This is a genomic window from Paenibacillus sp. JCM 9796 (genome assembly GCF_055379675.1).
Window position 1 is genome coordinate 3,243,167 of record NZ_AP043723.1, and the last position, 25,826, is coordinate 3,268,992.

Annotated in this window: 27 protein-coding genes; 19 read left to right on the top strand and 8 right to left on the bottom strand. The window is 55.2% G+C overall.

The window, feature by feature from the left end:
* Window positions 1-33 precede the first annotated feature (33 nt).
* Window positions 34-288 (top strand): hypothetical protein, encoded by a 255-nt coding sequence (locus ACZ439_RS15595; RefSeq protein ID WP_236595758.1) that lies wholly within the window; start codon window positions 34-36, stop codon window positions 286-288.
* A 67-nt stretch (window positions 289-355) separates the two neighbouring features.
* Here the strand turns inward: ACZ439_RS15595 and ACZ439_RS15600 are convergent, their stop codons facing one another.
* Complete coding sequence (locus tag ACZ439_RS15600) at window positions 356-1,681, bottom strand: hemolysin family protein (RefSeq protein WP_054800187.1); 1,326 nt, start codon at window positions 1,679-1,681, stop codon at window positions 356-358.
* An 885-nt stretch (window positions 1,682-2,566) separates the two neighbouring features.
* Between ACZ439_RS15600 and ACZ439_RS15605 the strand changes: the two genes are divergently transcribed.
* The 4 genes from ACZ439_RS15605 to nadE all read left to right on the top strand — a co-directional run bounded on the left by ACZ439_RS15605 (window position 2,567) and on the right by nadE (window position 4,675).
* Entirely contained in the window at window positions 2,567-2,698 is a 132-nt protein-coding gene (locus ACZ439_RS15605) for a hypothetical protein (RefSeq protein ID WP_258313516.1), read from the top strand.
* A 27-nt stretch (window positions 2,699-2,725) separates the two neighbouring features.
* Complete coding sequence (locus ACZ439_RS15610) at window positions 2,726-3,154, top strand: DUF3905 domain-containing protein (RefSeq protein ID WP_054798502.1); 429 nt, start codon at window positions 2,726-2,728, stop codon at window positions 3,152-3,154.
* A gap of 145 nt (window positions 3,155-3,299) precedes the next feature.
* Window positions 3,300-3,734 carry a BrxA/BrxB family bacilliredoxin gene (locus ACZ439_RS15615; protein WP_054798501.1) on the top strand — a complete coding sequence of 145 codons (435 nt, stop codon included), beginning with the start codon at window positions 3,300-3,302 and terminating at the stop codon, window positions 3,732-3,734.
* Between the two features lie 131 nt (window positions 3,735-3,865).
* On the top strand, window positions 3,866-4,675 hold the full coding sequence (nadE, locus tag ACZ439_RS15620; protein ID WP_054798500.1) for an ammonia-dependent NAD(+) synthetase: 810 nt from the start codon (window positions 3,866-3,868) through the stop codon (window positions 4,673-4,675).
* A 78-nt stretch (window positions 4,676-4,753) separates the two neighbouring features.
* Here nadE and bioA read toward each other — a convergent pair whose 3' ends face one another.
* Window positions 4,754-6,118, bottom strand: coding sequence for an adenosylmethionine--8-amino-7-oxononanoate transaminase (gene bioA / locus ACZ439_RS15625; RefSeq protein WP_054800188.1), 1,365 nt, complete (start codon window positions 6,116-6,118; stop codon window positions 4,754-4,756).
* A gap of 102 nt (window positions 6,119-6,220) precedes the next feature.
* Here bioA and acpS point away from each other — a divergent pair, with 102 nt between their 5' ends.
* Entirely contained in the window at window positions 6,221-6,628 is a 408-nt protein-coding gene (gene acpS / locus ACZ439_RS15630) for a holo-ACP synthase (RefSeq protein ID WP_054798680.1), read from the top strand.
* Between the two features lie 67 nt (window positions 6,629-6,695).
* Here the strand turns inward: acpS and ACZ439_RS15635 are convergent, their stop codons facing one another.
* Window positions 6,696-7,082, bottom strand: a complete 387-nt coding sequence (locus ACZ439_RS15635) for a c-type cytochrome (protein ID WP_054798681.1) — start codon at window positions 7,080-7,082, stop codon at window positions 6,696-6,698.
* A complete protein-coding gene (locus tag ACZ439_RS15640) occupies window positions 7,079-7,678 on the bottom strand; it encodes a hypothetical protein (RefSeq protein ID WP_054798682.1) in 600 nt (199 codons plus the stop codon). The genes ACZ439_RS15635 and ACZ439_RS15640 overlap by 4 nt, the downstream gene beginning before the upstream one ends.
* A gap of 187 nt (window positions 7,679-7,865) precedes the next feature.
* On the opposite strand from ACZ439_RS15640, the gene mutY reads away from it, so the two are divergent.
* Window positions 7,866-9,002, top strand: coding sequence for an A/G-specific adenine glycosylase (mutY, locus tag ACZ439_RS15645; protein ID WP_464619882.1), 1,137 nt, complete (start codon window positions 7,866-7,868; stop codon window positions 9,000-9,002).
* Between the two features lie 39 nt (window positions 9,003-9,041).
* Here the strand turns inward: mutY and ACZ439_RS15650 are convergent, their stop codons facing one another.
* The 4 genes from ACZ439_RS15650 to ACZ439_RS15665 all read right to left on the bottom strand — a co-directional run bounded on the left by ACZ439_RS15650 (window position 9,042) and on the right by ACZ439_RS15665 (window position 11,647).
* Window positions 9,042-9,725 (bottom strand): Crp/Fnr family transcriptional regulator, encoded by a 684-nt coding sequence (locus ACZ439_RS15650; RefSeq protein ID WP_155615718.1) that lies wholly within the window; start codon window positions 9,723-9,725, stop codon window positions 9,042-9,044.
* Window positions 9,726-9,915: 190 nt separating this feature from the next.
* A complete protein-coding gene (locus tag ACZ439_RS15655) occupies window positions 9,916-10,530 on the bottom strand; it encodes a superoxide dismutase (protein ID WP_054800190.1) in 615 nt (204 codons plus the stop codon).
* Between the two features lie 101 nt (window positions 10,531-10,631).
* A complete protein-coding gene (locus tag ACZ439_RS15660; RefSeq protein WP_054798411.1) occupies window positions 10,632-10,847 on the bottom strand; it encodes a hypothetical protein in 216 nt (71 codons plus the stop codon).
* Between the two features lie 119 nt (window positions 10,848-10,966).
* Window positions 10,967-11,647, bottom strand: coding sequence for a hypothetical protein (locus tag ACZ439_RS15665; protein WP_464619883.1), 681 nt, complete (start codon window positions 11,645-11,647; stop codon window positions 10,967-10,969).
* 259 nt (window positions 11,648-11,906) lie between these two features.
* On the opposite strand from ACZ439_RS15665, the gene ACZ439_RS15670 reads away from it, so the two are divergent.
* From ACZ439_RS15670 to ltrA, 12 genes are all read left to right on the top strand, one after another.
* Window positions 11,907-15,104: a S8 family serine peptidase gene (locus tag ACZ439_RS15670; RefSeq protein ID WP_464619884.1), complete on the top strand. Its 3,198-nt coding sequence runs from the start codon at window positions 11,907-11,909 to the stop codon at window positions 15,102-15,104.
* 139 nt (window positions 15,105-15,243) lie between these two features.
* Entirely contained in the window at window positions 15,244-17,382 is a 2,139-nt protein-coding gene (locus ACZ439_RS15675; protein ID WP_464619885.1) for a sensor histidine kinase, read from the top strand.
* Window position 17,383: 1 nt separating this feature from the next.
* Window positions 17,384-18,112 (top strand): response regulator transcription factor, encoded by a 729-nt coding sequence (locus ACZ439_RS15680; protein ID WP_372814443.1) that lies wholly within the window; start codon window positions 17,384-17,386, stop codon window positions 18,110-18,112.
* Between the two features lie 286 nt (window positions 18,113-18,398).
* Window positions 18,399-18,836, top strand: coding sequence for a GNAT family N-acetyltransferase (locus ACZ439_RS15685; protein WP_054798404.1), 438 nt, complete (start codon window positions 18,399-18,401; stop codon window positions 18,834-18,836).
* A gap of 201 nt (window positions 18,837-19,037) precedes the next feature.
* A complete protein-coding gene (locus tag ACZ439_RS15690) occupies window positions 19,038-19,589 on the top strand; it encodes a DUF402 domain-containing protein (RefSeq protein WP_127609012.1) in 552 nt (183 codons plus the stop codon).
* Window position 19,590: 1 nt separating this feature from the next.
* Complete coding sequence (lepB, locus tag ACZ439_RS15695; protein ID WP_054798403.1) at window positions 19,591-20,187, top strand: signal peptidase I; 597 nt, start codon at window positions 19,591-19,593, stop codon at window positions 20,185-20,187.
* Window positions 20,187-21,395 (top strand): tRNA epoxyqueuosine(34) reductase QueG, encoded by a 1,209-nt coding sequence (queG, locus tag ACZ439_RS15700; protein WP_464619886.1) that lies wholly within the window; start codon window positions 20,187-20,189, stop codon window positions 21,393-21,395. Before lepB ends, queG begins: the two co-directional genes overlap by 1 nt.
* Entirely contained in the window at window positions 21,373-21,900 is a 528-nt protein-coding gene (locus tag ACZ439_RS15705; RefSeq protein WP_464619887.1) for a methylated-DNA--[protein]-cysteine S-methyltransferase, read from the top strand. Before queG ends, ACZ439_RS15705 begins: the two co-directional genes overlap by 23 nt.
* A complete protein-coding gene (locus ACZ439_RS15710) occupies window positions 21,897-22,925 on the top strand; it encodes an HD-GYP domain-containing protein (RefSeq protein WP_054798402.1) in 1,029 nt (342 codons plus the stop codon). Before ACZ439_RS15705 ends, ACZ439_RS15710 begins: the two co-directional genes overlap by 4 nt.
* 84 nt (window positions 22,926-23,009) lie before the next feature.
* Window positions 23,010-23,222: a YneF family protein gene (locus tag ACZ439_RS15715; RefSeq protein ID WP_464619888.1), complete on the top strand. Its 213-nt coding sequence runs from the start codon at window positions 23,010-23,012 to the stop codon at window positions 23,220-23,222.
* A gap of 77 nt (window positions 23,223-23,299) precedes the next feature.
* Complete coding sequence (gene folE, locus ACZ439_RS15720) at window positions 23,300-23,890, top strand: GTP cyclohydrolase I FolE (RefSeq protein ID WP_464619889.1); 591 nt, start codon at window positions 23,300-23,302, stop codon at window positions 23,888-23,890.
* Between the two features lie 479 nt (window positions 23,891-24,369).
* A complete protein-coding gene (ltrA, locus tag ACZ439_RS15725; RefSeq protein WP_054798696.1) occupies window positions 24,370-25,770 on the top strand; it encodes a group II intron reverse transcriptase/maturase in 1,401 nt (466 codons plus the stop codon).
* Window positions 25,771-25,826: the final 56 nt, after the last annotated feature.

Below are 25,826 nucleotides of genomic sequence, written 5' to 3' on the forward strand. Positions count from 1 at the left end.
CAACCCTTGTAAAAAAGGAGGTTTGATCGTACCATGAATGCATCGAACGCGTTTCAAGCAGGCTCACGTGAGGTAAACCGCCACTCGGGCAGAACGCAGTTGGACGACATGGAGAAGCGCATCCTGCAGCTGGGCGTCAAAAACCGGAGATTGATGAGGGACATCATGCAGAACGCCGAGGCGCTTCGAGCGACAAAAGAGGCGGTTATGATCAGTAAAACGCACATGCATCAACTGTGGCAGCAATTGAACGAGCTGCGCATTCTTCATCAATGCCCCTATCCATAGCCGAGTCCGGTCGTGAGAAAAAACGAGGTCCGAAGAATCGGCCTCGTTTTTTTAAATGTATTTATGATTATGCCGTTTGCGGCTGGGCTTGCAAGCTGCGGACGGTCAGGCGGGCGATACGCAAGTCGTCCGTTTCCTCGATGGTGAACTCGTAAAGATCCTCGTACAGTACCGATTGCCCGCGCTTCGGCGGAATTTCAACTTGCGCGTAGATCCAACCGCCGATCGTATCGTAGTCCTCGGATTGGATTTCGAGTCCGAGATGGTCGTTGACCTCGTCGATCAACGTACGACCGTCGATGGAGAACGTTGAATCGTCTTTCTTCTCGATGCTCGGCCGTTCGTCCGGGTCGAATTCGTCTTGAATTTCGCCGACGATTTCTTCCAAAATATCTTCAATCGTCACCATACCGGCCGTGCCGCCGTATTCGTCGATCAGCAGCGCGATTTGCACCTTCTTGCGCTGCATTAGCTTCAGCAGGTTGCTGATCGGCATCGAGTCGGGCACCTTGGTCATCGGCCTGAGGATGGTCCGAATATCGTCTAATCCATTCTGCGCCTTGAGCAGATCTTTAATGTGCACGAAACCGATAATATTGTCCTTATCGGGATCGCAGACCGGATACCGTGTACGCATTTCCTTGAGCGCGATCTCCATATTATCTTCGAACGGAAGATTGGCGTAAAGACAGCCCATGTCGGTACGCGGAATCATGATTTCGCGTGCGTTCGTCTCGGTAAATTCGAATATATTATCAAACAGCGTAAGCTCTGTGTTGTCGATAAATCCGCTTTTGTGACTTTCTTTCATGAGGACGCGTATTTCATCCTCGGTGTGAGCCGATTCGTGGTCGTTCGTCGGTTCGATCCCGACGAGCCGCAGCATCCAGTTGGATACGCCGTTCAGCAGCCAAATAAAAGGGAACATCAGCTTGTAGAAAAGAATAAGCGGGATGGCGGTCCACAAGGTAACCTTCTCCGATTGCCGAATCGCATACGTTTTCGGAAATTGTTCGCCAAGTGTAATGTGGAAGGCGGTAATCACCGAGAAGGCGATAATGAACGAAACCGCATGCATGGCGACGGGGCTCAAGCCCAGCCAATCCTTGAGGATAGGCTCCAACACTTTGGATATGGTCGGTTCGCCGACCCACCCCAGCACGAGGGACGTCAGCGTAATACCGAGCTGGCAGGCGGATAAATACGCGTTCAGGTTGCCCGTGATCGTCTTGGCGATGCGGGCGCTTAAATGGCCGCTTTGGGCAAGCGTATCGATACGGGTGTTACGAACTTTGATGATAGCGAACTCAGCGGCCACGAAGAAGCCGTTGAGCGCAATTAAAACAACAATTAAAACCGCGTTAATCAATAAAGGTAACGGGTCACTACTCAATCATTCCCTATCCCCTGAGTCAGGCGGATAGGTACACCTCCCTTAAACGATCAATTAAAAATAATAAATAAAGCTTATAGTTCATTATATCGGAATGGAAGAACCCGCTCAAACCGAAGGTCTGGCCTTGAGGGTGCACGTCAACGTGCTGCGCCCCTACTCTGCATTCGTAATGCCTGATTTCAACCCTATTGACGCGAATTTGCGTGATTTTGTGCGAAAACCGGTTTCGGCCCGTCTACTTTACCGGGGACTGCCTTGAAATTGGCACGACAGGTGACTGATGGAACAAAGCTTCAGAGGAAATACCACTTGCAATATTTTTTAAATTATAGTATGATAATGATTAGCTTTATTAACCTCAATTACCCCCATCAGAATCGAATTCCTCATTTACTCGATTGTTTCCGCTCAAGAAGATTCGGAATGTGTCCCTGATAAGGAACGTAGGAAGTACGTGACAGGTAATCTGATTCACACTGGCGCGGTCTTCGGAGCCGCAAGGATGGAAGAGAGGCAGGGCTTTCATTGTTTTAGTTACAAGCGTTGAGATTCACAATAGGGGTAACCTGTTTTGCATATACAGCCTAGTTTTGCAAAGTTTATACAGGATAAAGTGTTTACAAAGAAAAGGGCTTCGTTCAGATTGAAAGTCGGCGAGGTCCTTTTTGTCGTTCGTTTCTTTGATCTGCTTTAGCGGAAGCGGGCGGTTTGGAATCATAGCTGCAAACGCGATTGTTAAATTGTTCCTCGGGGATTGAAGCATAGGGTCACTTTACATTGTGCCATACTTTAGGTAATACCGGTTTTCTTCAACCGTGGATTTGATTGTTTTTGTTAGAGCTCATGCATACTAAGAATTCGAAGCAAAGGAGATAACATGCGATGGCGCAGCCGGATAAAACGCATAGCCGCGATTCCAAGGAGCAAGTTAAACAAGCCAGCCAAATAAACGAAGCGGATCAAGCCGGAGGCACGGACAAGAAACTGAACGGACCGAATCGTCCTTCTATCTAATTCCGTTCTCCAGAAGGAGGGTGTTCGATGAGCGACAAGTCGGAAGAGTCTTACGATAACGTCGAAACGGATATCAACTATAACCGCAAGAACGATCCGAAGCTGGATCCGTTCGAGATAAACTTCAAGCCCGAGTTCAAGTCGGAGCGCGGGCCTCGCGAAGCGTTCGTGAACGAACACGGCGTCTTGATCGGAGATCACGAATACGAATCGGTCGAATCGCCGCTCGAGCAATGGAATGAAGACGTCGATCCGGCGGTCATGTCCGGTGACGAATGGGTGCACCCTTATAAAGACATAGGCTTCCAAACGAAGGAAAACCGCGACTTGTTCGAAGAAGGCATCGTTCCGCAAGGCTACCCCTTCATGCATTCGGATAAAGACGTCGCCTATAAATCGTTTCAAAGCGGCGAGGCGGATTCGAAAGAGAAGGGAAGCAAACGAAGCAAGTCATGAAGTGCGGCGGGTTTTACACGGCACCATGATCGATTTCGGGGGAATGGCATGAGGAATAGGCTTTGCTTTCAACCCGCGAGCCGAGTATAATGGGGACATCCGATAGTTCATATACCTTTATGTTAGGAAAAGGAGTGAAACACCTATGTCCATGTCATTCGAAAGCTTTATGCGCGACTCGGTTCAGCCGATGCGCGATGATTTAACCCGAATCGGCGTACAAGAGCTTCGTACCCCCGAGGAAGTAACCGAAGCGTTGGAAAATAAAACAGGCACGACCCTTATCGTCGTCAACTCCGTCTGCGGCTGTGCGGCAGGCCAGTGCCGTCCGGGCGTAGCGAAGGCGCTTCAGCACGAAGTGAAGCCGGACCGGTTGTTTACCGTATTTGCCGGACAAGATAAAGAAGCAACGGCGAAAGCGCGCGAGTACTTCGCACCGTATCCGCCGTCGTCGCCGTCTATCGCCTTGATGAAGGACGGACAGCTTGTTCATTTCATCCAGCGTCATCAGATCGAAGATCGTTCCGCCGATATGATTGCGGGCGACTTGATCAACGCATTCGAAACCTATTGCAAATAATAGCGCGCTCCCAAACTCCCTTCGACTCGCTTCGGCGTCGTCGACGGGAGTTTTTGTATATGGTATAATCCGGTACAACGAAAGCGTAACATTCGGACTCCGAAGAGTCGAAGAGGAGAGGTGCTGTTGGGATGAGTTTGCAGCAGGATATAATTGCCAAACTCGGCGTGAAGCCGGTGATCGACACGGATGAAGAGATTCGCCGCCGGGTCGAATTTCTGAAGGAATACGTTGTGAAATCCGGGGTAGACGGACTTCTGATTGCGATCAGCGGAGGCATCGACAGCGCGGTAGCGGCAGGCTTGTGTAAGATCGCGACGGACGAGCTGACGGCGGAGAAGGGAAGGGAGTTCAAGACGGTCGGCGTGTTCCAGCCTTATGGGGAGCAGGTCGACATCTCGGACAGCTATGCGGTGGCCGATGCGTTCCAGCTGAAGTACCGGGTGGAGACGAACATTGAAGAAGCCGTGAATGAAATTGCCTTGGAAGCCGAGTACGGCTTGAAGTCAATCGGCGTGCACCGCCACTTGAGCCGCGGAGGCAAAGGGAACGTGAAGGCGAGAACGCGCATGGTCGTGCAGTATGCGCTGGCGTTCGAGCTGAACCTGCTCGTGGTCGGGACCGACCACGCGTCCGAGGCGATTACCGGCTTCTTCACGAAGTACGGGGACGGCGCCGTGGACATTACGCCGCTCAGCACGCTGAACAAGCGGCAGGTGCGCCAGCTCGCGCAGAAGCTCGGCGTTCCGCAGAGCGTACTGGACAAAGCGCCGACCGCCGGATTATGGGAAGGGCAGACGGACGAAGCGGAGCTCGGCATCAGTTACGACGATAACAGCGATTATCTCGAAGGCAAAACGATTTCGCCGGAAGCGCAGGATAAATTGGAGCGGCAATATATAAAGACGGAGCATAAACGCGCTCCGATTCCGGGTATTTAATGAAGCAAACACCGTACATTCGGGCCAGTGTTCCCGAGCGTACGGTGTTTTGCTTTTCGAGCGGCTGATTTGCCGGGCTCATTCGCCGGCGCTGGGCAGCACGCGGCGCAGCACGCGGAACGTTCGCTCGACGATGTCGTCGATTTGCGCTTTCGTCGTGCAGAGCGGCAGCCAGTAGTAAATCGTATCCCCAAGCGGGCGGAGAAAGAGACCTTCATTCAAGCCTTCCAAATAAATATGAAAGCCCATGCGGTCTTCAAGGGCATAACGGGCGCCGAGCGCCGCGTCCTTGTACAGGTCGAAAGCGGCAACCATGCCGAGCGTACGCAGATGGGCGACACCTTGGAACGCTTGGAACCTGAGGACGCGCTCGCTCAGATGCGCGGACACCTCCTCCACATGCTCCAGCACGAGTTCGTCTTCCAGGATTTGCAGCGATTCGAGCGCAGCGGCGGCCGACAGCGGATTGCCCGTGAAGCTGTGTCCATGCGTGAACGTCTTCAGCTTCGCATAATCATCGTAGAACGCATCAAATACGGCTGCGGTCGTCATCGTCACAGAGAGCGGGAGCACGCCCGCTGTCAGCCCCTTGGACAAGCACATGAAATCCGGCGATATTCCGGCATGGTTGCAGCCGAACATGCGTCCGGTGCGTCCGAAGCCGACGGCCACTTCATCGGCGATCAGATGGACGTCGTACTCGCTGCAGAGCTGTCTTAATCCTTGCAGGTACGAGGCTGCGTACATGATCATGCCGCCGGCGGCTTGCAGCATCGGCTCAACGATGATGGCCGCAATCTGATCGGCCGATGCGGCGAACAGCGCGCGAACGGCCTTGAGCGCCGCGGCTGCGCTGGCTTCCGCGTCGCCGTTCGGGTCGTTGCGCGGGTCGGGCGAGGGCACGCCGAACGCGGCAAACAAGAGCGGGCGAAAGACTGAGAAATATTGATCGACGCTGCCGACGCTGACGGCGCCGATCGTATCGCCGTGATAGCTGTTCTCCACGAACGCAAACTTCGTTTTACCGGCGCAGCCCGATTGCTGCCAATATTGGAACGACATCTTGAGCGCGACCTCGACCGAAGTGGAGCCGTTGTCGGAATAGAACACCTTGTCCAGACCTTTCGGGGTAACCTGCACGAGTCGTTCGGCGAGCTCGATGCCGGGGCGGTGCGTCAAGCCGGCGAACATGACATGATCGGCCTGGCGCAGCTGCTTCTCAATCGCTTCCCGGATGCGGGGATGGGCATGGCCGTGAACGTTTACCCACCACGACGAATTGGTGTCGTAATAACGGTTGCCGTCCGCATCGAACAAATAGACGCCTTCCGCTTTCTCGATGAGTATCGGATCGCGCTCGGCGTAATCTTTCATTTGGGTGAACGGGTGCCAGACGTAGCGGCGGTCCGCTTGCAGCAGCCGTTCTTTTTCCTTCGGATCCATCACACGGCTCCTCCTTGAACTTCGCTTTCGGATCGGATACGATAAAGCCAATCCACATTGTACCATTGGAAGTCCGGAAATGAGAAGAGGAGGAGACGTTCGATGATTATCGGAATCGGCACCGATCTGCTGGAAATCGCACGGGTGCGGACGATCCTGGAGCAGAGCTCGGGCGCTCGCTTTCTGGAGCGGGTACTGACCTCGCGGGAGCGGGAGCTGGCGCACGCCCGCAAGGGCCGGCTGGCGGAATTTACGGCCGGCCGTTTCGCCGCCAAGGAAGCGGTGGTGAAAGCGCTCGGCTGCGGCATCGGCAAGCAGGTGTCGCTGCAGGACATCGAGGTGCTGCCGGACGACAAGGGCAAGCCGCTTTGCCGGATCTCGGACGCCGCGTGGGACCGGCTGTATCCGGCGGGTTCGGGGCCGTCCGCAGCGGACCTCGTGATCCATCTCAGCATCACGCACTCGGAGTCGGCGGCGATGGCGTATGCCGTGGTGGAGCGGATAACCTAAAATCCCGGATGGCGGACGGGCCGGCATTCGGGATTTTGAAGGGTGAAGCTTATTGAAGCCAGGCTTCTTATTTCTTCTCCGCCAACCACTCGGCCAGCGCGCTGATTTCTTCCGGCTTCAGCTTGCCGTGAAAGCCCGGCATGCCGTTGCCGCCGTTCTCGATTTGCTTCACGATTTGCTCCTTGCTTAAGCGGGCCCCAACCTGCTTCAGGTTCGTTTTCGGCCCGACCCGGCCTTCCAGGTTGCTGGCATGACAGGACAAGCATGACTGCTTGTATACCGCTTGCACGGCTTCCGAGGCGCCGGCCATCGCTTCTTCCGCCGTGGCGGCATTCCCCGACTTGCCGCCGCCGAACGGCTCGGGACTGTTTTTCGACGCGCAGCCCGACAAGAGGCTGACAGCCAGCACTGCCGCTAGCGCGGCTGCTTGCATTCTTGATGGTTTGAGCTTCATTGGTTGACCCATCCCCTTTTCCATATGTGAATCATGACGCCTAGCGCCACCATACCCGCCCCGCCGAATGCGTCGATCAGGACGGGCGCATACCCAGGGTAACTCCAGCCGATCGTCAGCGCGACGGCGAACTGCCATAGGCTTAAATAAACAACCGGCCGTCCGAGCGAGCGGCTTAACCCCGCGTATACAATCGCAAGCAGCAGCCCTTTGCCGATATACCCGTCCAACGGATCGATCCAGCCGAATCGGGCAAGAGCGAATAGAACGCCCATGACGACCGGAACTGCCGCGATGACGATTACCCCGGGCGTTGAAGGGACAGGCCGGTTCTTCCGGCGCCGATAATAGAGGACCCATCCCGTTAGCGTAACGGCGATGGCCGTGATGACGATTTGGGCTGCTCCGGGCTGGAGGAACTGCTGCAGGAACGTGAGAGCGGCCGATGCAATCCATGCCAAGCCCCATATGTACAAGTAAACGGCATAAGGAACCGCATCGCTTCTCGCATCCGACAGAGCCTTGGGATCGGCGTGTCTGCCTTCGGCGTTACCGCCCTTGGATAGTTTGTCTGCGGCTGCGCCTGCTTGGCCCATAGTTCCGTTCACCTCTCTTCATGAATGGATGTATCATTATGATTTGAGCGTACACGTTCGGAGACGCCAAGTCAAACGTACGGAAGAAGGGGAATGTAACGCCTTTGCTAAGCCAATATTATCGTTTTTACTCGTTTGGCGAATATCGTATAATAGATAGATAGTGAAGCCGAGCAAAGGAGACAACATGGATCGATCAACGCAAAAACATTACTTTTCCACCGAGCTGTTATCGTGGTACCGGCGTCATAAGCGGGATTTGCCTTGGCGCCGCAGCCGGAATCCTTATTATATCTGGGTATCGGAAATTATGCTGCAGCAAACCCGGGTCGACACGGTTATCCCGTATTTCAACCGGTTTATCGATAAATTTCCTACGGTGCAGGCGCTTGCGGAAGCGCCGGAGGATGAGGTGCTGAAGGCGTGGGAAGGCCTTGGCTACTATTCCCGTGCGCGCAACCTGCAAAGCGCCGTGCGCGAAGTGAATGAACGGTACGGCGGCGTCGTGCCGGATACGAAGGACGATATCGCCTCGCTGAAGGGCGTCGGTCCTTACACGACCGGAGCGATTCTCAGCATCGCGTACAATAAGCCGGAGCCGGCGGTTGACGGCAACGTCATGCGCGTGCTCTCGCGCTACTTCCTGATCGAGGACGACATCATGAAGCCGAAAACCCGCGTCCGCATGGAAGCTTTGGCGCAGGAGCTTATCCCGGAAGGCGCCGCCGGTGATTTCAACCAAGCGCTGATGGAGCTCGGCGCGCTTGTCTGTACGCCGAAGTCGCCTCACTGCCTGACCTGTCCGGTCTTGGCGCATTGCGACGGGCGGGCGGCCGGCATGGAGGAGACGCTGCCGGTCAAGACGAAGGCGAAGCCTCCGCGCCCGGAATCGCGCGCCGCCGTGCTGATCGAAGGCGCCGGCCGGCAGGCCGGCAAGGTATTGATCCGGCAGCGCCCGCAGGACGGACTGCTCGCCCGCATGTGGGAGCTTCCGCATACGGCGCTGCTGCCGGGCGCTCGGACGGGCGAAGCGGGACTGCCGACTGCGCATGCGGCGCTGAACGCGCACCTGGCCGGAGACGGGATCGGGCTGGAGGCGCTTGCCTGGGTCATGGAGGCCGAGCACACATTCAGCCATATTCATTGGAATATGGACGTGTATGCCGCCCGGCTGGACGCGTCGCCGGTATTCGGCGAGGCCGGGCCGCTGCTGCCGTCGCATTATCGCTGGATCGGCCGGGAGGACATGGCCGAGCACGCGTTTCCGAACGTATTCATCCGGATTCTGAACGCATATTTTTCCGGAGAGTGCGCCTCTTCCTGAGGACGCGCCAAAGACCGCCCGGCCTCGGACGGTCTTTATTTAATGAATCATCTTTTTCAGACCTTCCACATCGCGGACGAAGATGAACTTTTTGTCGATCGTAATAATATGATCCTCCTGCAGCTCCTGCAGCACTTTCGTAACGGACTCGCGTACGGTGCCGACCATATTGGCCAGCTGCTGATGCGTCAGTTTCATGTTGATGAAGGTACCGTTCGTTTTGGGCTGGCCGTATTGCTCCGACAATCGGAAGATCGTTTTGATGATGCGGGACCGTACGTCGAGGAAGGTTAGATCGTAGATTTGTTCGTTGGTCTTGCGCAACCGCTCCATCGTGACTTCCAACAGGCGCAAACAAAGCTTGGGGGTTCTTTCCATGAAGTGGTAAAATTCAGAACGGACAAGCGTGTAAATCGAGCAGTTGTCCATCGTTTCCGCCGTAGCGGAGCGCTGAAGACCTTTTTGAATCAGCGACATCTCGCCGAAGAAATCGCCCCCGCGAAACAAGGATAGAATAATTTCCTTGGCGTTATCGATCCGATACACTTTCACAACACCGCTCTGGATTAAGAAGAATTCCTCGCCTGCGTCCCCTTCAAAAAACAAGATTGTTCCCTTCTTGTACTTTCGTTCGACAAATAAAGGCGCGATCGTCTCAAGTTCGGCTGCCGATAAATCTTGAAACAAGGGCACATGACGCAGGAGAGAGATCAGTTTACTCATGAACCTCACTCTTTTCCTAAAACTGGATGATTGATTAATATGACTAGATTATAGCGCGGAAATCCTTATTATACCAGCGCATCTTCGCCATACCGGTAAGGCGGGTGTTGAAAATCTCATTATTTGACATAAAAAAGACATGGACTCGGATAAACCGAAATCCATGTCTTTCTTCATATCGCGGCAGGTGTTACTTCACAGCAGCTTCGTAACGTTTGCCGACTTCTTCCCAGTTTACAACGTTCCAGAAAGCGGCGATGTAATCAGGGCGTTTGTTTTGATATTTCAAGTAGTACGCGTGCTCCCATACGTCCAGACCGAGGATCGGCGTTTCGCCTTCCATAATCGGGCTGTCTTGGTTCGGCAAGCTGTACACTTTCAATTTGCCTTCTTTAGTTACAGCGAGGAATGCCCAGCCGGAACCGAAACGTGTCGCGCCCGCTTTGGCGAAATCCTCTTTGAATTTTTCGAAGCCGCCGAGTTCGTTGTTGATCGCGTCAGCCAGCTTGCCGCTTGGAGCGCCGCCGCCGTTCGGGCCGATCGTCTCCCAGAAGAGGGAGTGGTTCGCGTGGCCGCCGCCGTTGTTGCGGACTGCCGTACGGATAGCTTCCGGTACGCTGTTCAGATCGGCGATCAAGGCTTCAATGCTTTTGGATTGCAGATCGGGATGGCCTTCCAGCGCAGCGTTCAGGTTCGTAACGTATGCATTGTGGTGACGATCGTGGTGAATCATCATGGTCATTTCATCGATGTGCGGTTCAAGTGCGTTGTTCGCGTAAGGCAGTGCTGGTAATTGATGTGCCATTGTCTAATCTACCTCCTAAGAATATAAGACTTCCAATATTTATTATCGCTTATTTACTATATAAAATCAACATTTATGTATATTAAGTGTTTGTACAAACATTACGGGCGCCGGTCATGCTCGTGGCCGCGACGTTCGATTTCGTGAATGATTTGACTGAGCATCGCGCTGCCCTGCGCGTTCAGCCAAGGGGACAAATCGCTCATCACCCGTTGATGATAGTGAAGCTCTTGCGAACTCCAGGCATTCATATTCATATCGTTCAACTCATGAATTCGCCGAACGTCGGTGTCCGTGTGGTTTGATAGCGGGGTCATGTTAGTACCTCCTTCCGTATCCAAAGTTTACCGAAATTATCGTTTCCGCAGGAGTTCCTTTTTATGCATAAGGGAACCGAAAGAAGGGCGGGGGCGGATGAAGTGCCGCCGTCCGGGCGTTAGCCCCCGCTGGACGAAGACGAGCTGCCGATGCCGCCGTGGGAACCGGAGCTGCCGGATGAGATGCCGCTGCTTGAACCGGTCGCAGGGCCGGCAATAGAGGAAGAGGACGAGCTAACGCCGGATGCCGAGGGAGCCGGACCGGTTGAGCTTGAACCGGAGCTCGTATATGAACTTGAACTCGTATTCGAGCTTGAACTCGAGTTTGAAGCGGAGCCCGTGCTTGAAGCTGAACTTGAAGGAGAACTGTCTTTGACGGAAAAGCTTCCGGTCCGGCTGCTTGTCGCCGGCTGCTGAGTTGTTCCTGAGGAGGAACTGCCGGACGGCGCCGGCTTCGAAGCCGATGCTGCCGCCGAAGCGTTCGCCGATTGGGGCGCAGCTCCCGGCGTCATCATCGACGGCTTGGTTGTCGCCTGAGCGGAGCGGTGGTAATAAGGCGTCGACCCGACGTAATAGATCGAGCTATCGTTGTCATAGTCGACCCAGCCGTTCCCGTCGTCACACCGGCCGTCATCGTCATCGTCCGCGCAATAGTTGTCCGGGAGAGCGGCCCCCGCTCCGCCCGCCGGATTGCTTACGGATGCAACGGCCCCGCTGCCGGCCGGGACGGCCGGGTGATTGACATCCGTGCAGCCGACGCTTGCGGTAAGTGCGGCGGTCGCTACGAAGAGACGTAACATTTTTTTGCCACGGGCGGGTGGTACTGCTGGTACTGCTTGATTGTTGTTGCTCACTAGGTATCGCTCCATTCCCGTCAGTCTCTGTACCCTTACATACGTTGGGAGCGTGCCGATTGTTTCAGGGGCGGTATTTTCTAAAATTTTCTATAAAACTTGTAAAATACCATTTTCTTTCATTGCGAATCCACTAGACCGATTCTATACTCGAATTATGGAAACTTTTGCGTAAAGGTCAAGCTTTTGGAGGAGGAAGTGGAAGATGGGAACACGCAGAACGGCGTGGTTTAGCGCTGGCATGGCTGCGGTCTTGGCGGTGTCCTCGCTAGGGTGGTTGGGGCCCGGGGGCGCCTACGGGCAAGCGATGGCGGCGGCGCCATCTGTCCAGCAGACTGCCGGAACGGCGATGGAGCATTCATTACATCATATACAGCCGGGAAAGGTGCTCGTTAAATACAAGGAGCGGCTACCCGCCGCAACAAGATTGTCGATGACGGCTTTACGCGCAAATCCTTACGTGGAAGTCGAAGTGGGCGAAGATCAGAGCGTCCCTGAAGCGGTCGCGGAATTATCCCGCAACCCCGAAGTGGAATATGTGGAACCGGTTTATTTATTCCGTTTGATGGATCGGGCGGCGACGCAGGATGCTGAACAAGAGGAAGGCGCAGCTACGCCCGAGCAGCCGCCGGTACCGGCGCCGGGAGCGGGAATAGATCAAGGAGTCTCTGACGGCGCGGTGCAGCCCATAACGAGCTTGATGCCTAACGACCCGCTGCTGGTGAAAGGGGATCAATGGGGCTACACGGTGACGGACATGACTTATGGCTGGCGCAGGGTAGAGGAGTCGTTACGGGACGATATCAAGATTGCCGTTATCGATTCAGGCGTCGACGCGAATCATCCCGATTTGGCGGGCAGCGTACTGCCCGGATATAACGCGGTCAATAACAATGCCGATACGCGTGATAACTACGGTCACGGTACGATGGTGGCCGGGATCGCCGCCGCCTTGGTCGACAACGGCCTGGGAATCGCAGGTTCCGCCGGCGGTGCGAAAATATTGCCCGTTCAAGTCGGGCAATGGCAGGGCAAGGATTATGTGATTCCGAGCGACGCCCTGACCGAAGGCATATACTGGGCGGTAAACGCCGGTGCGGATATCATCAACTTAAGTCTCGGCATGGACGGGTATAGCCGCGCGGTTAGCGATGCGATCCATTTCGCGCTTAGCCGGAATGTCGTTGTCGTCGCTGCCGCCGGTAACGAGAGCAATCATTGGCTCCCTAAGGAGCAAGGGAATTTGGATAATAAGACGCCCAGAGCTTTCAGCCGCACGACGTTTCCGGCGAATATGGACGGCGTCATCGCTGTCGGATCCGTAACGAGGTTGAATGACGGAAGCTTTGTGCTCTCGGACTTTTCGAACGTGGTCGATAACCTCGCTACGGTTGCTCCCGGAACGGGCATTTACTCCACGAAGATGAACGGCGATTACGCCGTAGGAGACGGCACCTCGTTCTCGGCTCCGTTCGTCTCCGGTTTAGCTGCGCTGCTCGTCGCACAAGACCGGCAGCTTACGCCAAGGGACGTGCTCCGTATTATTAAGGACAGCAGCGCCAAGGTGCCGATCGCACATCCTGTCTATGAAGGACTTCCCTTGGATGCGTTCTATATCGGCGGCGGCCTTCTGCATGCCGGCCGTGCTTTCACGCTTCCGAGGCTAAAGGTCGAAGCGGTCAAGGGCTCAACGGTTAACGGGTTCACCGATTACGGGGTGACGGTCCTGGCGTTAGACGATAGAGGGCAGCCGCTTACCGATGTTACCGGGAAGGTCACGCTTCAAGTCCAACACGTCACTCGCCTTGGCGGCGGGGGGAATACGGTGCTGGACATGGTCTACGGCAAGGCGCGGACGAATGTCAGCGGCCAGGCTTCGGACGATTACTATGATCTCAGTTTGTCCGCGACGGGGTCCGATTTCATCGGCTCGGCGCCCGTGACCTTCCTGCGCCGGCCTGCAGCGCCTAAGGCTTCGCTGGCGGCAGGCGCCTATGTCGGCGGGCAGAAGGTCGAGCTGAGTACGGATGTGCAGGGCGCGACGATTTATTACGCGACGAGCGAGGCGAATAGTTGGCCGCCCGCAACGGAATACACCGGCCCGATTACCGTCGGGGCCAGCACGACGATAACGGCCGTGACCGTCAAAAGCGGGGTGATGAGCGAAGCGGCGTCGTTCGCGTATACGATCACGCCGTCCGGCGGAGGCGGCCTGGTTGGCGGCGGAGGCTTCATTCCGCCGACCCAGCCTGGGGTAGCTCCAGTCAAGGAAAGCGTGCTTACCGTGAAGCCCGATAAAGACAAGCTGCTCGAACAGCTGAAATCCGGTAAAGAGAAACGGGTGACGATCGATGCAACAAGCGATCAAGCCGTTAGCCGGGTTGAGGTCGAGGTACCCGGCGAAGTGTGGAGCAAAGCATCCGCTTCCGAGACGTCGATCGTCATCGAAACCGATCAGGCCACGCTTACCGTACCGGCCCGCGCCATAGCGCTCACGTCGGCGACGGCAGCGGTCCGAGTATCCGCGGGTTTCTCCGGGGTGGCATCGGACAAGCCGGCGTACGCATTGCTCGCTTCGGCGGTGTTCGATTTGCAGGTGTACGCGGGAGAGCGGACGATAACGACGTTCGCGGAACCGGTCACGGCGGAGTTTAAATACGATGCCGCCAAAATCGCCGATCCGAGTAAAGCGGCCGTATTCTACTACAACCCGGCGGACCGACGCTGGGAATATGTCGGCGGCGAGACCGCGCACGGCTCGGCGAAAGTGCAACTGCAGCACTTCTCCCGGTACGCCGTGATGGAGTGGAACCGGACTTTTGCGGATATTCAAGGACACTGGGCGCAGACAGCCATCGAACGGATGGCGGCCAGACAGATCGCCGACGGGATGACCGAGGCGGACTTCGCGCCGGAGGCGACCCTCACGCGTGCGCAATTTGCCGCGCTGCTGACCCGGAGCCTCCGGATACATACCGGTACAGGCGACTTTCCGTTCCATGACGTGCCGCAAGACGCATGGTATCGCGAAGCCGTATCCAAGGCGCTTGCTGCGGGCCTCGTCAGCGGCGTGAGCGATACGGAATTTGCGCCGGAGCAGTCGATCACGCGGGAGCAGATGGCGGTCATGCTGATGAACGCCTACGCCTACGCCCGCGCTCACGATTACGCGAACGGTACAGCTACCGGTCCGGAATCAACGGCATGGGATACGCCGTCACGCTTCAATGACGGGGCGGATATCAGCCGTTGGGCGCTGGAAGCCGTAAAGCGTGCAGTAGGGAACGGGCTGCTTGAGGGGAACCCGGACGGGACGTTCGGGCCGCGCAGCCAAGCCACGCGCGCCCAGGCGATTACGGTGTTGAGCCGTTTGCTCGACCGGCTGGATCAAGGATTTTTATAAAAAACGCCGAAACGCGAGTTGTCTTGCGTTTCGGCGTTTTTTTGAATTTTAAGTGTTCAACTTCAACCTATGCGAAAAATTAAGGTTATAATAAGGGGAAAAACTTGCCAAGATTATGCGGCGAAGGACGTTATAACGTATGCGAGCTATCGCTTTCCTCTTTTCGTTTATCCTCACATCGCTTCTATTCGCGGTCCCGGCGTTTGCAGCGGAACAGGCTTCCAGAGATGCTGCCGTCACGGATGCCGCGAGCTGGTCCTTTCACGATCAGGACGTGTACACGCTGGACGGGCCGTGGACGTTCTATTGGAGGCAGCTGCTGGAGCCCCGCGATTTTGCGGATCAGGCGGCGAACCGGGCCTCAGCTGCTGCGCCCTCATCCGCAACCGTGAAGCTCCCTCATATATGGGGCACCAGCACGGGAGAAGGCTCCGGCCGAGGGGGGAGACAAGCCGCTCCCGATAGACAAGGTTATGCGACTTACCGGCTTCTTCTCCAATTAAATGATGCGGAGCGCGATACCGTCAAGGCGCTCTATGTACCGGCGGCGGCCTCGGCGTACAAGCTTTGGATCAACGGGGAGCTGAAGGCGCAGAGCGGCGAGGTGGGCACGCAGCGCGAGACGATGAAACCCAAAAATTACGCCCGGGTCATCTACTTCCAGGCTCTGGGCGGCAGCAACGAGATTATCATTCAAGTGTCGAATTTCGTGCAGCGTAAAGGGGGGCTTTGGACCAGCCTTTATGTCGGCAGTCCGGAAGCCATCACTTATAAACGTGAGTTTAATCTTGTTTCCCAGCTTGTTATTTCGATCGTGCTGCTGACCTTGGGCGGGTATCATTTGGCGCTTTTCCTTCTGCGGAAGCTCGATCACCTCAGCTTGCTTATTAGTCTGGTCTGCGTGCTGCTCGCTATACGTTCGATGCTGCTCGGGGACACCCTGCTCGTTCGACTTTTCCCGGACATCCCGTGGGAGCTGGCGGTGAAGGCCGAGTATTTGGCGCCCTATATCGGCATACCGATCTTCGCCCTGTTCGTTAACTTGCTGTACCCGCAGGATATGCTGCGCCGGTTGACACAATGGATCGTGGCAGTAGGATTTGCGTTTGCGCTGGTCGTGCTCTTGTTTCCGGCGCGGGTGTTTACGTATACGATGGTGTCGTTTCAAGTATACAGCGTGCTTGTGTTCACTTATTTGCTGGTTGTTTTCTTCAGAGCGGCGTATCGGCGGCGGGAGGGCGCAATGCTGAACGGTTTGGCTTCCATCGTCATGTTTTTGGCCGTTTTGAACGACATCCTGTACTATAACGCCGTGCTCCATTCTATCGACTTCGCGCCGTACGGCGTCGTCGTGTTCATTTTCGTGCAGACGTTGATCGTTGCGTTAAAATTTTCAAACGCTTATTATAAAGTGGAAAAGGTGTCCGGCGAATTATTGTCGCTAAATGCGACGCTGGAAGACCGAATCAAGGTACGGACACAGGAGCTCGAAAGAAGCTATGAAAAACTGAAGGAAGCAAACGGCCATTTGAAGCAGGCCGAATCGTCGAGGCAGCGGCTGCTCGCGAACATCTCCCATGAGCTGGGAACGCCGATGACTGCGGTGCAGGGGTATTTGAAAGCGATGCTGGACGGGATTATCCGAACGGATGAGCGTCATTATTTACAGATGATTTACGATAAAGTGGTGCTTGTCAGCCGGCTGGTGCAGGATTTGTTCGATTTGTCGAAACTGGAAGCGGGCAAGGCCAAGTTTCATTTTACTTATGTGACGGTGGAGGACCTGTTCCTTGAATATTTCGGCAGATACAGGCTGGATGTGGAGAACAGGGGTCTGCGATTTGAACTGGTCCCGCCTGAGAGCGGAGAGTCGCCATCCGTGCCCATCGTGTCGATCGATCCGTTTCGAATCCAACAGGTAACCGGCAACATGATTTATAACGCATTGAAATTTACACCGGAGGGCGGTTCGGTCAGCATTCGAGGGGAGCTTGCGGCAACCCCCGGCGACCCGGCCAAGGGCGAATTGATCGTCTCCATCGTGGACAGCGGCGTCGGCATTGAGCCGTCTGTGTTGCTCCACGTGTTCGACCGGTTTGTGAAAGGCTCGGGGGAACAGACCGGGAGGGCGGGCGAAGGATCAGGACTGGGCCTTGCCATTGCCAAAGAAATCATAAACATTCATGGCGGTAAGGTCGAAGCGGACAGCAAGCTGAATGAGGGATCGACATTCCGCTTTACGCTGCCGGTTGAATTTTTGCATATGGAGGTGGGCTGACGTGTCGGGTCATCGTATTTTGCTTGTGGAGGACGATAAGGAAATTAGCGGACTGATTCAATTGTACTTGAGTTCGCACGGGTACGAGGTGCAGTCGGCAAGAGACGGCATCGAAGGACTGAAGCAATTCGAGATGACGGCGCCGGACTTGGTCATGCTGGATATCGGGCTGCCGGGGATGAACGGCTTGGAAATATGCGAGAATATCCGGAAGGTATCCAATGTGCCGATTTTGTTTATTAGCTGCAACACGGAGAATGAGGACATTATTCATGGCTTAGGACTAGGGGCGGACGATTATATTACGAAGCCGTTCGATCCGAAAGTGATGGTGGCCCGCGTGGAAGCGAACTTGCGGCGGGCGCCGATTTTTCATCGGGTGGCCGTACCGGCTCGCGGCGATTTCCGTAAGCTTTCGTTCGGCGGGCTGGAGATCGACTTGTCCGATTATACGGTGCGCTTGAACGGGAATCCGGTGAGCATATCAACCAAGGAAATGCAAATTTTGTTGTTCCTGGCCCAGCACCCCGACCGTGTGTTTAAGGCTGAAGACCTGTATCGTCACGTGTGGGGGGCCGAGAGCTATTCCGATACGCGTACCGTGGTTGTACACATCAGCAGCCTGCGCAAAAAAATCGAAGCGAACCCGTCCGACCCGGTATTCATACAAAATATCCGCGGGTACGGCTATAAATTCAATTCGCAGCCGAACCCCGGCGAGAGCCTGTAACGCGGGATGCGGTGTATAAGATCAGTCTCCCGTCTGCAGAGGAGACTATTTTTTGCGTGATCATCCCCGGCGGTATTGCACACGGAAGAAGAAAATAAGCTGCAGTATATGACAATAATTGGACACAATTGATCATAATTCCTTAAAAACGCTTTCTATTAAGCGCTTTCAAGAGTATTTGTAAAAAAACTTAAGAAAATGAAGGTTTTTTTTAATTTTCAGAAGGATTTTTGCATTATTTGTCGTAATTTATAAGGTACCATTTGAATGGTAGGGAGAGTGCAGCATGCTTGTTACTTCGTATCAGGTTCGTTCGTTTCAACTTTCGGATTCTGTTGCTGTCACGGAATTATTCAGGAATGTGATGTCGGATGATTGTTACGATGAGACGATGGCGGCTTTCGCCAGGCAATTGTCCTGGGATAGCGAGCTCATCCTCGTTGCCGAAGAAGAACAGAAGATCGTCGGCGTTATTGTCGGAACGATTGATAAACAGCAAGCCTACTATTACCGAATCGCCGTCGGGCAAGAGTATCAGCGCCGCGGCATCGGGCAAGCGTTGATCGAGGCGCTCCGCCAGCGTTTTGTCGGGCGCAAGGTGCACCGCATTATGGTTACGGTCGACGTACATAATGAAGTGGTGCTGCCGGTGTACGAGAAAGCCGGTTACGGTTCGGACGACTTCTCCAGAAACCCGCATCGGTTAAGTATCGTGAACGGTTAAGAAAGAATTCTCTTTTTATATGGTAAACAAGCATGACACGAGGCGCCAGCCTTCGCGGTTGTGCTTTTTTTGTGCCTCGCGGGGCTGTACTCTTGAAAGCCGTCCTGCATACGTTTATGCTAGTAGCAAGAGACGGAGCATGGCCTTGGACCGCCCCCAAGCGCCTGCCGGCCGATACCGAAGGCAGAAGGGTTGGACCTCATGGAAACTTTTCCTACTTATATCATCAAAAGTTTTAAACATGACGGGCATCTGCATCGGATGTGGCTTGAAAACTGGCGGGTGCCCGAACGGCTGCTGCATCATGGCCACCGGGAGCAAGGGATGTACGTGCTGATCAACAGCCAGACGAAAATAGTCGAAGCCGACGGTAAAGAATGGGTCAGCCGCATTCCGGGCGTTTCGTTCTTCGTCCCGGGCGAATGGTTTAACATTGTGGCTTTAATGGAAGAGCAGGGGATACGCTATTATTGCAATATCGCCTCGCCTCCTTACGTGAACGGACGCGTAATTACGTACATCGATTACGACTTGGACGTAATTCGTTTGCCCGCGGGCGACATCCATGTGGTCGATCAAGAGGAATACGAGCGTCATAAACAAATGTATCATTATTCGGCTATCGTCGATACGAAGGTGAAGCAGGGGCTTCACGATTTACTCGCACGCGTGCGGGGAGGCGAGCCGCCTTTTCAAGACGATCTGGTCAACATGTATTACCAGAAATGGCTGGAACGGAGATCGGAGGGGTAGGATGCGGCTGTTTCCAACCAAGAAGGTCGACGTTTTGATGTCGGACGAGTCAGCGGAGACTCATTCGGGTCAAGGATGGCCGCGCGAAATGTGGGAATGGTTCAAAATGATGGCCGTCGCCCTCATTCTCGTTGTGCTCGTTCACCAGTATTTGTTTCATGTCTCCGCTGTCAGAGGCAATTCGATGCAGCCTACGCTCGAAGAAGGGGAATGGCTGTTCATTAATAAAACGCTTCGCTATGCGGGTTCGCTCCAGCGAGGGGACATCGTCGTGCTGCGGGAACCGGCCGATGCGGAGGAAGGGCCAACGTATCTCGTCAAGCGGGTGGTGGCCGTTGCGGGAGATGAAGTGCATATTCGGCGCGGTAAACTGTATGTGAACGGCAAGGAGGCGGATGAGCCTTATACCGAGACCTCCATCCAGGACGGCCGGTTTGAACCGCTGACTGTTGCGGATGGTTACGTGTTCGTGATGGGCGACAACCGCCGCCGTTATGCCAGCAACGATAGCCGCAGCTTCGGCGCCGTTCCGTTATCGCTTGTCGAAGGGCGGGCGGAATGGATCGTTTGGCCGATTCGGCAATGGAGGAATTTGTAATGGGAACGGAAACGACCCGGACGGACGTTATCAATTGGGCGCTTCTGAAAGAAGAGCTGCGGAACGAGGCTTCGCGGCTCGGCGTGGATCGGATCGGGTTCGCGAGCGCAGAACCGTTCGAGGAATTAAAGACGATATTGGTGCAGCATCGGCAGAAGGGGTACGAGTCCGGCTTCGAGGAACCCGACTTGGACAAGCGCGTCAATCCGGCGTTATCGCTCGAAGCGCCGCGCTCGATCGTTTCGATTGCGGTTGCCTACCCTTCGAAGCTGAAGTCGCCTCCGCGCTCAGAGCCGGGCGCCTATCGGGGCATGTTATCCCGCTCGGCATGGGGGCTTGATTATCACCATGTGCTGCGCAGCCGCCTTGAGCGCATCGAGGCGTGGCTGAAGGAACGTGTGCCGGGTGCCCGGACGGTCAGTATGGTCGATACCGGGGCGTTGGTCGACCGGGCGGTCGCTGAACGGGCGGGCATCGGTTGGGTCGGTAAAAATTGCTCGGTCATCACGCCGGACTGGGGCTCCTGGGTGTATTTGGGCGAGCTCGTCACCAATATCCCGTTCCCGCCGGACGTACCGGTGACTGAATCCTGCGGCGACTGCACGATCTGCATCGACGCATGTCCCACGGGAGCGCTCGTCGGACCGGGACAGCTGAACGCGCAGCGCTGCATCTCCTTCGTCACACAGACGAAAGGTCTGATTGAAGACGATGAGATGAAACGAAAAATCGGCAATCGCTTATACGGCTGCGATACGTGCCAGATCGTATGCCCGAAAAATAAAGGTATCCATGCCGACCATCATCCGGAGATGACCCCGGATCCGGAGCAGGTCAAACCGCTGCTGAAATCGCTGTTGTTTTTGTCCAACCGCGAGTTCAAGGAACGCTTCGGCAGCAGTGCGGCTTCTTGGCGGGGAAAGAAGCCGATTCAACGCAACGCCGTGCTGGCGCTTGGCAATTTCCGCGATGCAAGCAGCGTACCGGAGCTGGCTCAGCTGCTGCAGCGGGACGAGCGGCCGGAGATTCGCGGCTCGGCCGCATGGTCGCTAGGGCGCATCGGCGGTCCTGCGGCACAGGAGGCGCTGGAGGAAGCGTCGCGGCATGAGCAGGATGAGGCCGTTCTCCGGGAGATCGGCAAGGCGCTGGCCCGTGAGAGGGCGGAAGGAGCAGGTGAAGCAGCGTATGATGACAACCATCGGATATGAAGAAATCGAATCTCCGATCGGCCGGCTCACCTTGGGCTGGAGCGGCGCTTTATGCCAGATCGAGTTCGGGGCGTTCGAGCCGAACCGGTCGAAGCTGGAGGCGTGGTCGTCCCGCTGGTTCGGAACGACGCGTTGGGAACGAAATCCGTCATTGTTAAAGGAAGTGGCAGCTCAGCTGGACGCCTATTTTTCAGGAAAGCTGCAGCGCTTCACGATTCCGCTGGATTTGCGCGGGACTCCGTTCCAGCGCCAGGTGTGGCAGGCGCTGCAATCGATCCCGTATGCGCAGGTTTGCGCGTATAAGGACATCGCCGAACGGATCGGAGCGCCCAAAGCCGTCCGGGCGGTTGGCGGCGCGAACAACCGCAATCCGGTGCCGATTATTGTGCCGTGTCATCGCGTTATCGGCGCATCCGGTTCCATGGTCGGTTATGGCGGAGGACTGGACATCAAGACGTACCTGCTGCGGCACGAGGGCTATCGCTTGGAAGGAGCGGCATTATGAGATATGTGCATATAGATAATGTGGAGTCAGGTCAATATTTGGGGAAGACGATCTTCTCGGCGAACGGGGCTGTGCTGCTTTCCGAAAGCGTACAGTTGACCGTATACATGATCACCACGCTGAAGAGAATCGGCGTCACGATGGTCTATGTGAAAGACAAGCAGTTTGAAGACATCGAAATTCCGGAGATCATTTCGGAGGAAACGAAACGGGCCGTCATGCAGCGGATGGGCGAAACGTTCGATTCGATTCGTTCCGGCAAAGATTTCAACACCAAATATTTGTACCAAAGCGTCGATCCTTTGCTCGAAGAAATCATGGCGAATAAAGAGGTGCTTGTGCAGCTCTCGGATATTCGGACGAAAGACAATGACATGTATATACATGCCGTTAATGTATGTATGATGTCCGTGCTCATCGGCATCAATATGGGGTTGTCCACCGTTCAACTGCGAGAGATGGCCATCGGGGCGCTGCTGCACGACGTCGGTAAGCTGGAGCTTATCACCGAGGATGAAGCGGCCGATCCGCGCAAGCACCACTCGTGGCGGGGCTTCGAAGTGTTGAAGCATAAGCGGGAGCTGAGCTTGTTGATCGCGCATGTGGCCTTTCAGCATCATGAGACGATCGACGGCGAAGGGATGCCGCGCCGGCTGAGCGGAGATGAAATTCATCTGTACGCCAAGATTGTGGCGGTGGCCAATACCTACGACAACCTGCTGTTCGATTTAACGGAAGGGCGTCGTATGCTGCCGCATGACGCCTGCGAGCGGATGATGGCGTTCGCCGGGAAGAAGCTGGACCATGAAGCGGTCGTCCACTTCCTGCGCACAGTGTCCGTCTACCCGACCGGTACGTCGGTACGGCTGTCGACGAAAGAGACGGGTGTCGTGGTCGGCCAGCATCGCGGGTTGCCGGGGCGTCCCATCGTACGGGTGGTCAAGAACGTGTCGGATGAGCTTGAGGTGAAGGAAGTGGACCTGGCGAAGCATACGACGGTATTCATCGAAGGCGTACAAATGTGAGGTCCAGATGTCATTTGTCACCCGAAGCGGGACATGTTATGATGAAGTGATGACATTCAACAACGCCTGAGGTGAGAAGAAATCATGTGGTACGCGATTACGGCCGTTATCGCCTTGATTGCAGGCGGAGCGGCGGGCTTTTTCATCGGTGTATCCTATTTGCGCAAGCAGCTGGAGAAAATGCAGAGCGATCCTGCCATGCTGCAGCAGATGGCCAAACAAATGGGGTACAACCTCGATAAGAAGCAAATGCAAAAAATGCAGCAAATGATGAAAAATCAAAAGTTTCGTCCCTAGTTTGAGCCCCAAGGACGATCGTGCGGGCATTCTCCCTTGAACCCCGCAGCTGGCGGACGAAGAAGGAGGAGTATGCGATGCCGGCTAAAGAATACAAGAACGGTCGGGTTGCCGACAACCGGGAGCAAATCGAACATCATATTCGAGAAATTTTACGTTTGATCGGCGAGGACGTAGACCGCGAAGGGCTGCTGGATACCCCGGCAAGGGTAACCCGGATGTATGAAGAAATTTTTGCAGGTTACGATGCCGACACGAGAGAAATATTGGGCGTTGCGTTCGACGAGAAGCACGAAGAGCTGGTCATTGTAAAAGATATCGTGTATTACAGTCAATGCGAACACCATATGGCGCCTTTTTTCGGCAAAGTACACATCGGTTATATCCCGAGCGGTAAAATTGCGGGTCTAAGCAAATTCGCCCGGCTCGTCGAGGCCGTGACGCGGCGTTTGCAAGTACAGGAACGCATTACGTCCGAGATTGCGGACATCATCGTAGACGTGCTGGAGCCGCACGGCTGCATGGTCGTTGTCGAAGGCGAGCATCTGTGCATGTGCGCCCGTGGCGTCAAGAAGCCGGGCAGCAAGACGGTTACGTCGGCCGTACGCGGTTTGTTCCGGACCGATGCGCCGGCGCGCGCGGAGTTTTTAGCGCTCATTAAGGGCTAGTAAGCATACCCGAACGATGCAAAGGCTTTACAAGCGCTATCCCGCTTGTAAGGCCTTTTTGCTGTGCGCCCGGCATGGGCGATAACTTGGCGGTGAAAGTCCGCTACAGGCTTGGCAGTAGGAACTGTTAGCCAAAGGCAAGGGTGTCCGCCGCGAGGCGGAATCTGAAGGAAGCCGGAGGCAAACCCTCGGTCTGACGAACAGAAATCACATAGAAGGCATGATGAGGCGGACGAGCTTGCAGTACAAAGCGAAGTCCAATACTGCCCGAATCTCATCATGTAGATGTGGCAGATGGATGAGGGGAAAGTTATCGCTCTTACCCGGGGAGATCTCACAGACGTCAAGTAGACCATTCGAAAGGCGGAGTAAAGCTTGCTGTGAGAAGTCAGCAGAGGCCATACTACCGGAAATTTTTTTTTCGGGAAGGGCCGAACAATCGTAAGCCTCAAGTACATGCAGGAAGGAGAACCGATACGATGAAAGCAGAATACCGAAAGGGCTGCCCGCAAAGGGATAGTGTGGAACACGAAGAGTATGCAGGAGCGCGGAGTATCGGAGCTCGGGAAAGCAGAGAAAGAGACAGTGCAACAGACCTGCTGGAGAGGATACTGGGCAGGGACAACCTAAACAGAGCCTACAAGCGGGTCAAAAGCAATCACGGAGCGCCAGGAATCGACGGAATGACCGTCGAGGCGGCACTACCGTGGTTGCGGGAACATAGAGACGAACTCTTGCAAAGCATTCGGGAAGGAAGATACAGGCCAAGCCCTGTGCGGCGCAAGGAAATCCCCAAACCGGATGGAAGCGGAGTGCGAAAACTTGGCATTCCCACCGTAGTGGACCGTGTGATCCAGCAAGCCATTGCCCAACAGTTGCAACCGCTGTTCGAACCGCTTTTCTCGGAGGGTAGCTATGGCTACCGCCCCGGACGGAGTGCGCAGCAAGCGATCCAGAACGTGAAAGCTTATACGGAGCAGGGGCACGGCTATGCCGTAGAAATCGACCTCTCGAAGTATTTCGACACCTTGAACCACGAACTGCTGATGAACTTGCTGCGCAAGCAAATCCGTGACAAGCGAGTAACCGATCTGATTAAGAAGTATCTCAAAAGCGGAGTCATGGAAAACGGAGTGCGACGTGAGACCGAAGAAGGTTCACCGCAAGGCGGCCCGCTATCGCCGCTACTCGCCAATATCTACCTGAACGAGTTTGATCAGGAGATGAAACGCCGAGGCGTAGTGGTCATACGCTATGCGGATGACATCGTCGTGCTGGCGAAGAGCAAACGGGCAGCAACGCGGCTTCTGGAATCCTGTAGGGCGTACTTGGAGAACAAGCTAAAACTCAAACTGAATGCGCAGAAAAGCAAGGTCGTCAGCGTAGTGGCTCGGAAACATTTCAAATTCCTTGGCTTTGCTCTGGGGAAGAACGGAAGCGGGATATATATCCGTGTTCATTCACAATCTCTCGCAAAAGCGAAGAAGAAGCTGAAAGAACTAACGAGTCGGAGTCAAGGCAGGAATGTTCGACAGGTCATGGAGGACGTAAAGGTCTATATTCGCGGCTGGATCGGTCACTTCTACGTGGCTGACATGAAACGGATTCTGCAAAGCTGGAACGAGTGGCTGAGAAGACGATTCCGCATGTACATCTGGAAACAATGGAAGAAGCCGAAAACAAAGGTACAAAACCTGCGCAAGTTGGGGATACCGGAGTGGCAGGCTTACCAGTGGGGAAATACTCGTCTGGGATACTGGCGCGTGGCCGGAAGCCCAGTGCTGTCTCGTTCCATAACAAACGAAAAGCTCGTACAGGCAGGGTATTATGACTTCCCTGCCCAATACGAGCGTCTTCGTAACTTGCACTCAAGCGGTTGAACCGCCGTATACCGAACGGTACGTACGGTGGTGTGAGAGGTCGGCTACTCAACTAA

Bases quoted from the DNA above. Each gene is read 5' to 3' on its own strand.
- ACZ439_RS15685 (WP_054798404.1), top strand. From the start codon at position 18,399: ATGCTTGTTACTTCGTATCAGGTTCGTTCGTTTCAACTTTCGGATTCT.
- bioA (WP_054800188.1), bottom strand. From the start codon at position 6,118: ATGGATCCGAAGGAAAAAGAACGGCTGCTGCAAGCGGACCGCCGCTAC.
- ACZ439_RS15670 (WP_464619884.1), top strand. From the start codon at position 11,907: ATGGGAACACGCAGAACGGCGTGGTTTAGCGCTGGCATGGCTGCGGTC.
- queG (WP_464619886.1), top strand. From the start codon at position 20,187: ATGGGAACGGAAACGACCCGGACGGACGTTATCAATTGGGCGCTTCTG.
- ACZ439_RS15710 (WP_054798402.1), top strand. From the start codon at position 21,897: ATGAGATATGTGCATATAGATAATGTGGAGTCAGGTCAATATTTGGGG.
- nadE (WP_054798500.1), top strand. From the start codon at position 3,866: ATGAGTTTGCAGCAGGATATAATTGCCAAACTCGGCGTGAAGCCGGTG.
- ACZ439_RS15705 (WP_464619887.1), top strand. From the start codon at position 21,373: ATGATGACAACCATCGGATATGAAGAAATCGAATCTCCGATCGGCCGG.
- ACZ439_RS15650 (WP_155615718.1), bottom strand. From the start codon at position 9,725: ATGAGTAAACTGATCTCTCTCCTGCGTCATGTGCCCTTGTTTCAAGAT.
- lepB (WP_054798403.1), top strand. From the start codon at position 19,591: ATGCGGCTGTTTCCAACCAAGAAGGTCGACGTTTTGATGTCGGACGAG.
- ACZ439_RS15655 (WP_054800190.1), bottom strand. From the start codon at position 10,530: ATGGCACATCAATTACCAGCACTGCCTTACGCGAACAACGCACTTGAA.
- ACZ439_RS15675 (WP_464619885.1), top strand. From the start codon at position 15,244: ATGCGAGCTATCGCTTTCCTCTTTTCGTTTATCCTCACATCGCTTCTA.
- ACZ439_RS15595 (WP_236595758.1), top strand. From the start codon at position 34: ATGAATGCATCGAACGCGTTTCAAGCAGGCTCACGTGAGGTAAACCGC.
- ACZ439_RS15690 (WP_127609012.1), top strand. From the start codon at position 19,038: ATGGAAACTTTTCCTACTTATATCATCAAAAGTTTTAAACATGACGGG.
- ACZ439_RS15665 (WP_464619883.1), bottom strand. From the start codon at position 11,647: ATGTTACGTCTCTTCGTAGCGACCGCCGCACTTACCGCAAGCGTCGGC.
- ACZ439_RS15640 (WP_054798682.1), bottom strand. From the start codon at position 7,678: ATGGGCCAAGCAGGCGCAGCCGCAGACAAACTATCCAAGGGCGGTAAC.
- ACZ439_RS15635 (WP_054798681.1), bottom strand. From the start codon at position 7,082: ATGAAGCTCAAACCATCAAGAATGCAAGCAGCCGCGCTAGCGGCAGTG.
- acpS (WP_054798680.1), top strand. From the start codon at position 6,221: ATGATTATCGGAATCGGCACCGATCTGCTGGAAATCGCACGGGTGCGG.
- ACZ439_RS15605 (WP_258313516.1), top strand. From the start codon at position 2,567: ATGGCGCAGCCGGATAAAACGCATAGCCGCGATTCCAAGGAGCAAGTT.
- mutY (WP_464619882.1), top strand. From the start codon at position 7,866: ATGGATCGATCAACGCAAAAACATTACTTTTCCACCGAGCTGTTATCG.
- ACZ439_RS15610 (WP_054798502.1), top strand. From the start codon at position 2,726: ATGAGCGACAAGTCGGAAGAGTCTTACGATAACGTCGAAACGGATATC.
- folE (WP_464619889.1), top strand. From the start codon at position 23,300: ATGCCGGCTAAAGAATACAAGAACGGTCGGGTTGCCGACAACCGGGAG.
- ACZ439_RS15660 (WP_054798411.1), bottom strand. From the start codon at position 10,847: ATGACCCCGCTATCAAACCACACGGACACCGACGTTCGGCGAATTCAT.
- ACZ439_RS15715 (WP_464619888.1), top strand. From the start codon at position 23,010: ATGTGGTACGCGATTACGGCCGTTATCGCCTTGATTGCAGGCGGAGCG.
- ACZ439_RS15615 (WP_054798501.1), top strand. From the start codon at position 3,300: ATGTCCATGTCATTCGAAAGCTTTATGCGCGACTCGGTTCAGCCGATG.
- ltrA (WP_054798696.1), top strand. From the start codon at position 24,370: ATGAAAGCAGAATACCGAAAGGGCTGCCCGCAAAGGGATAGTGTGGAA.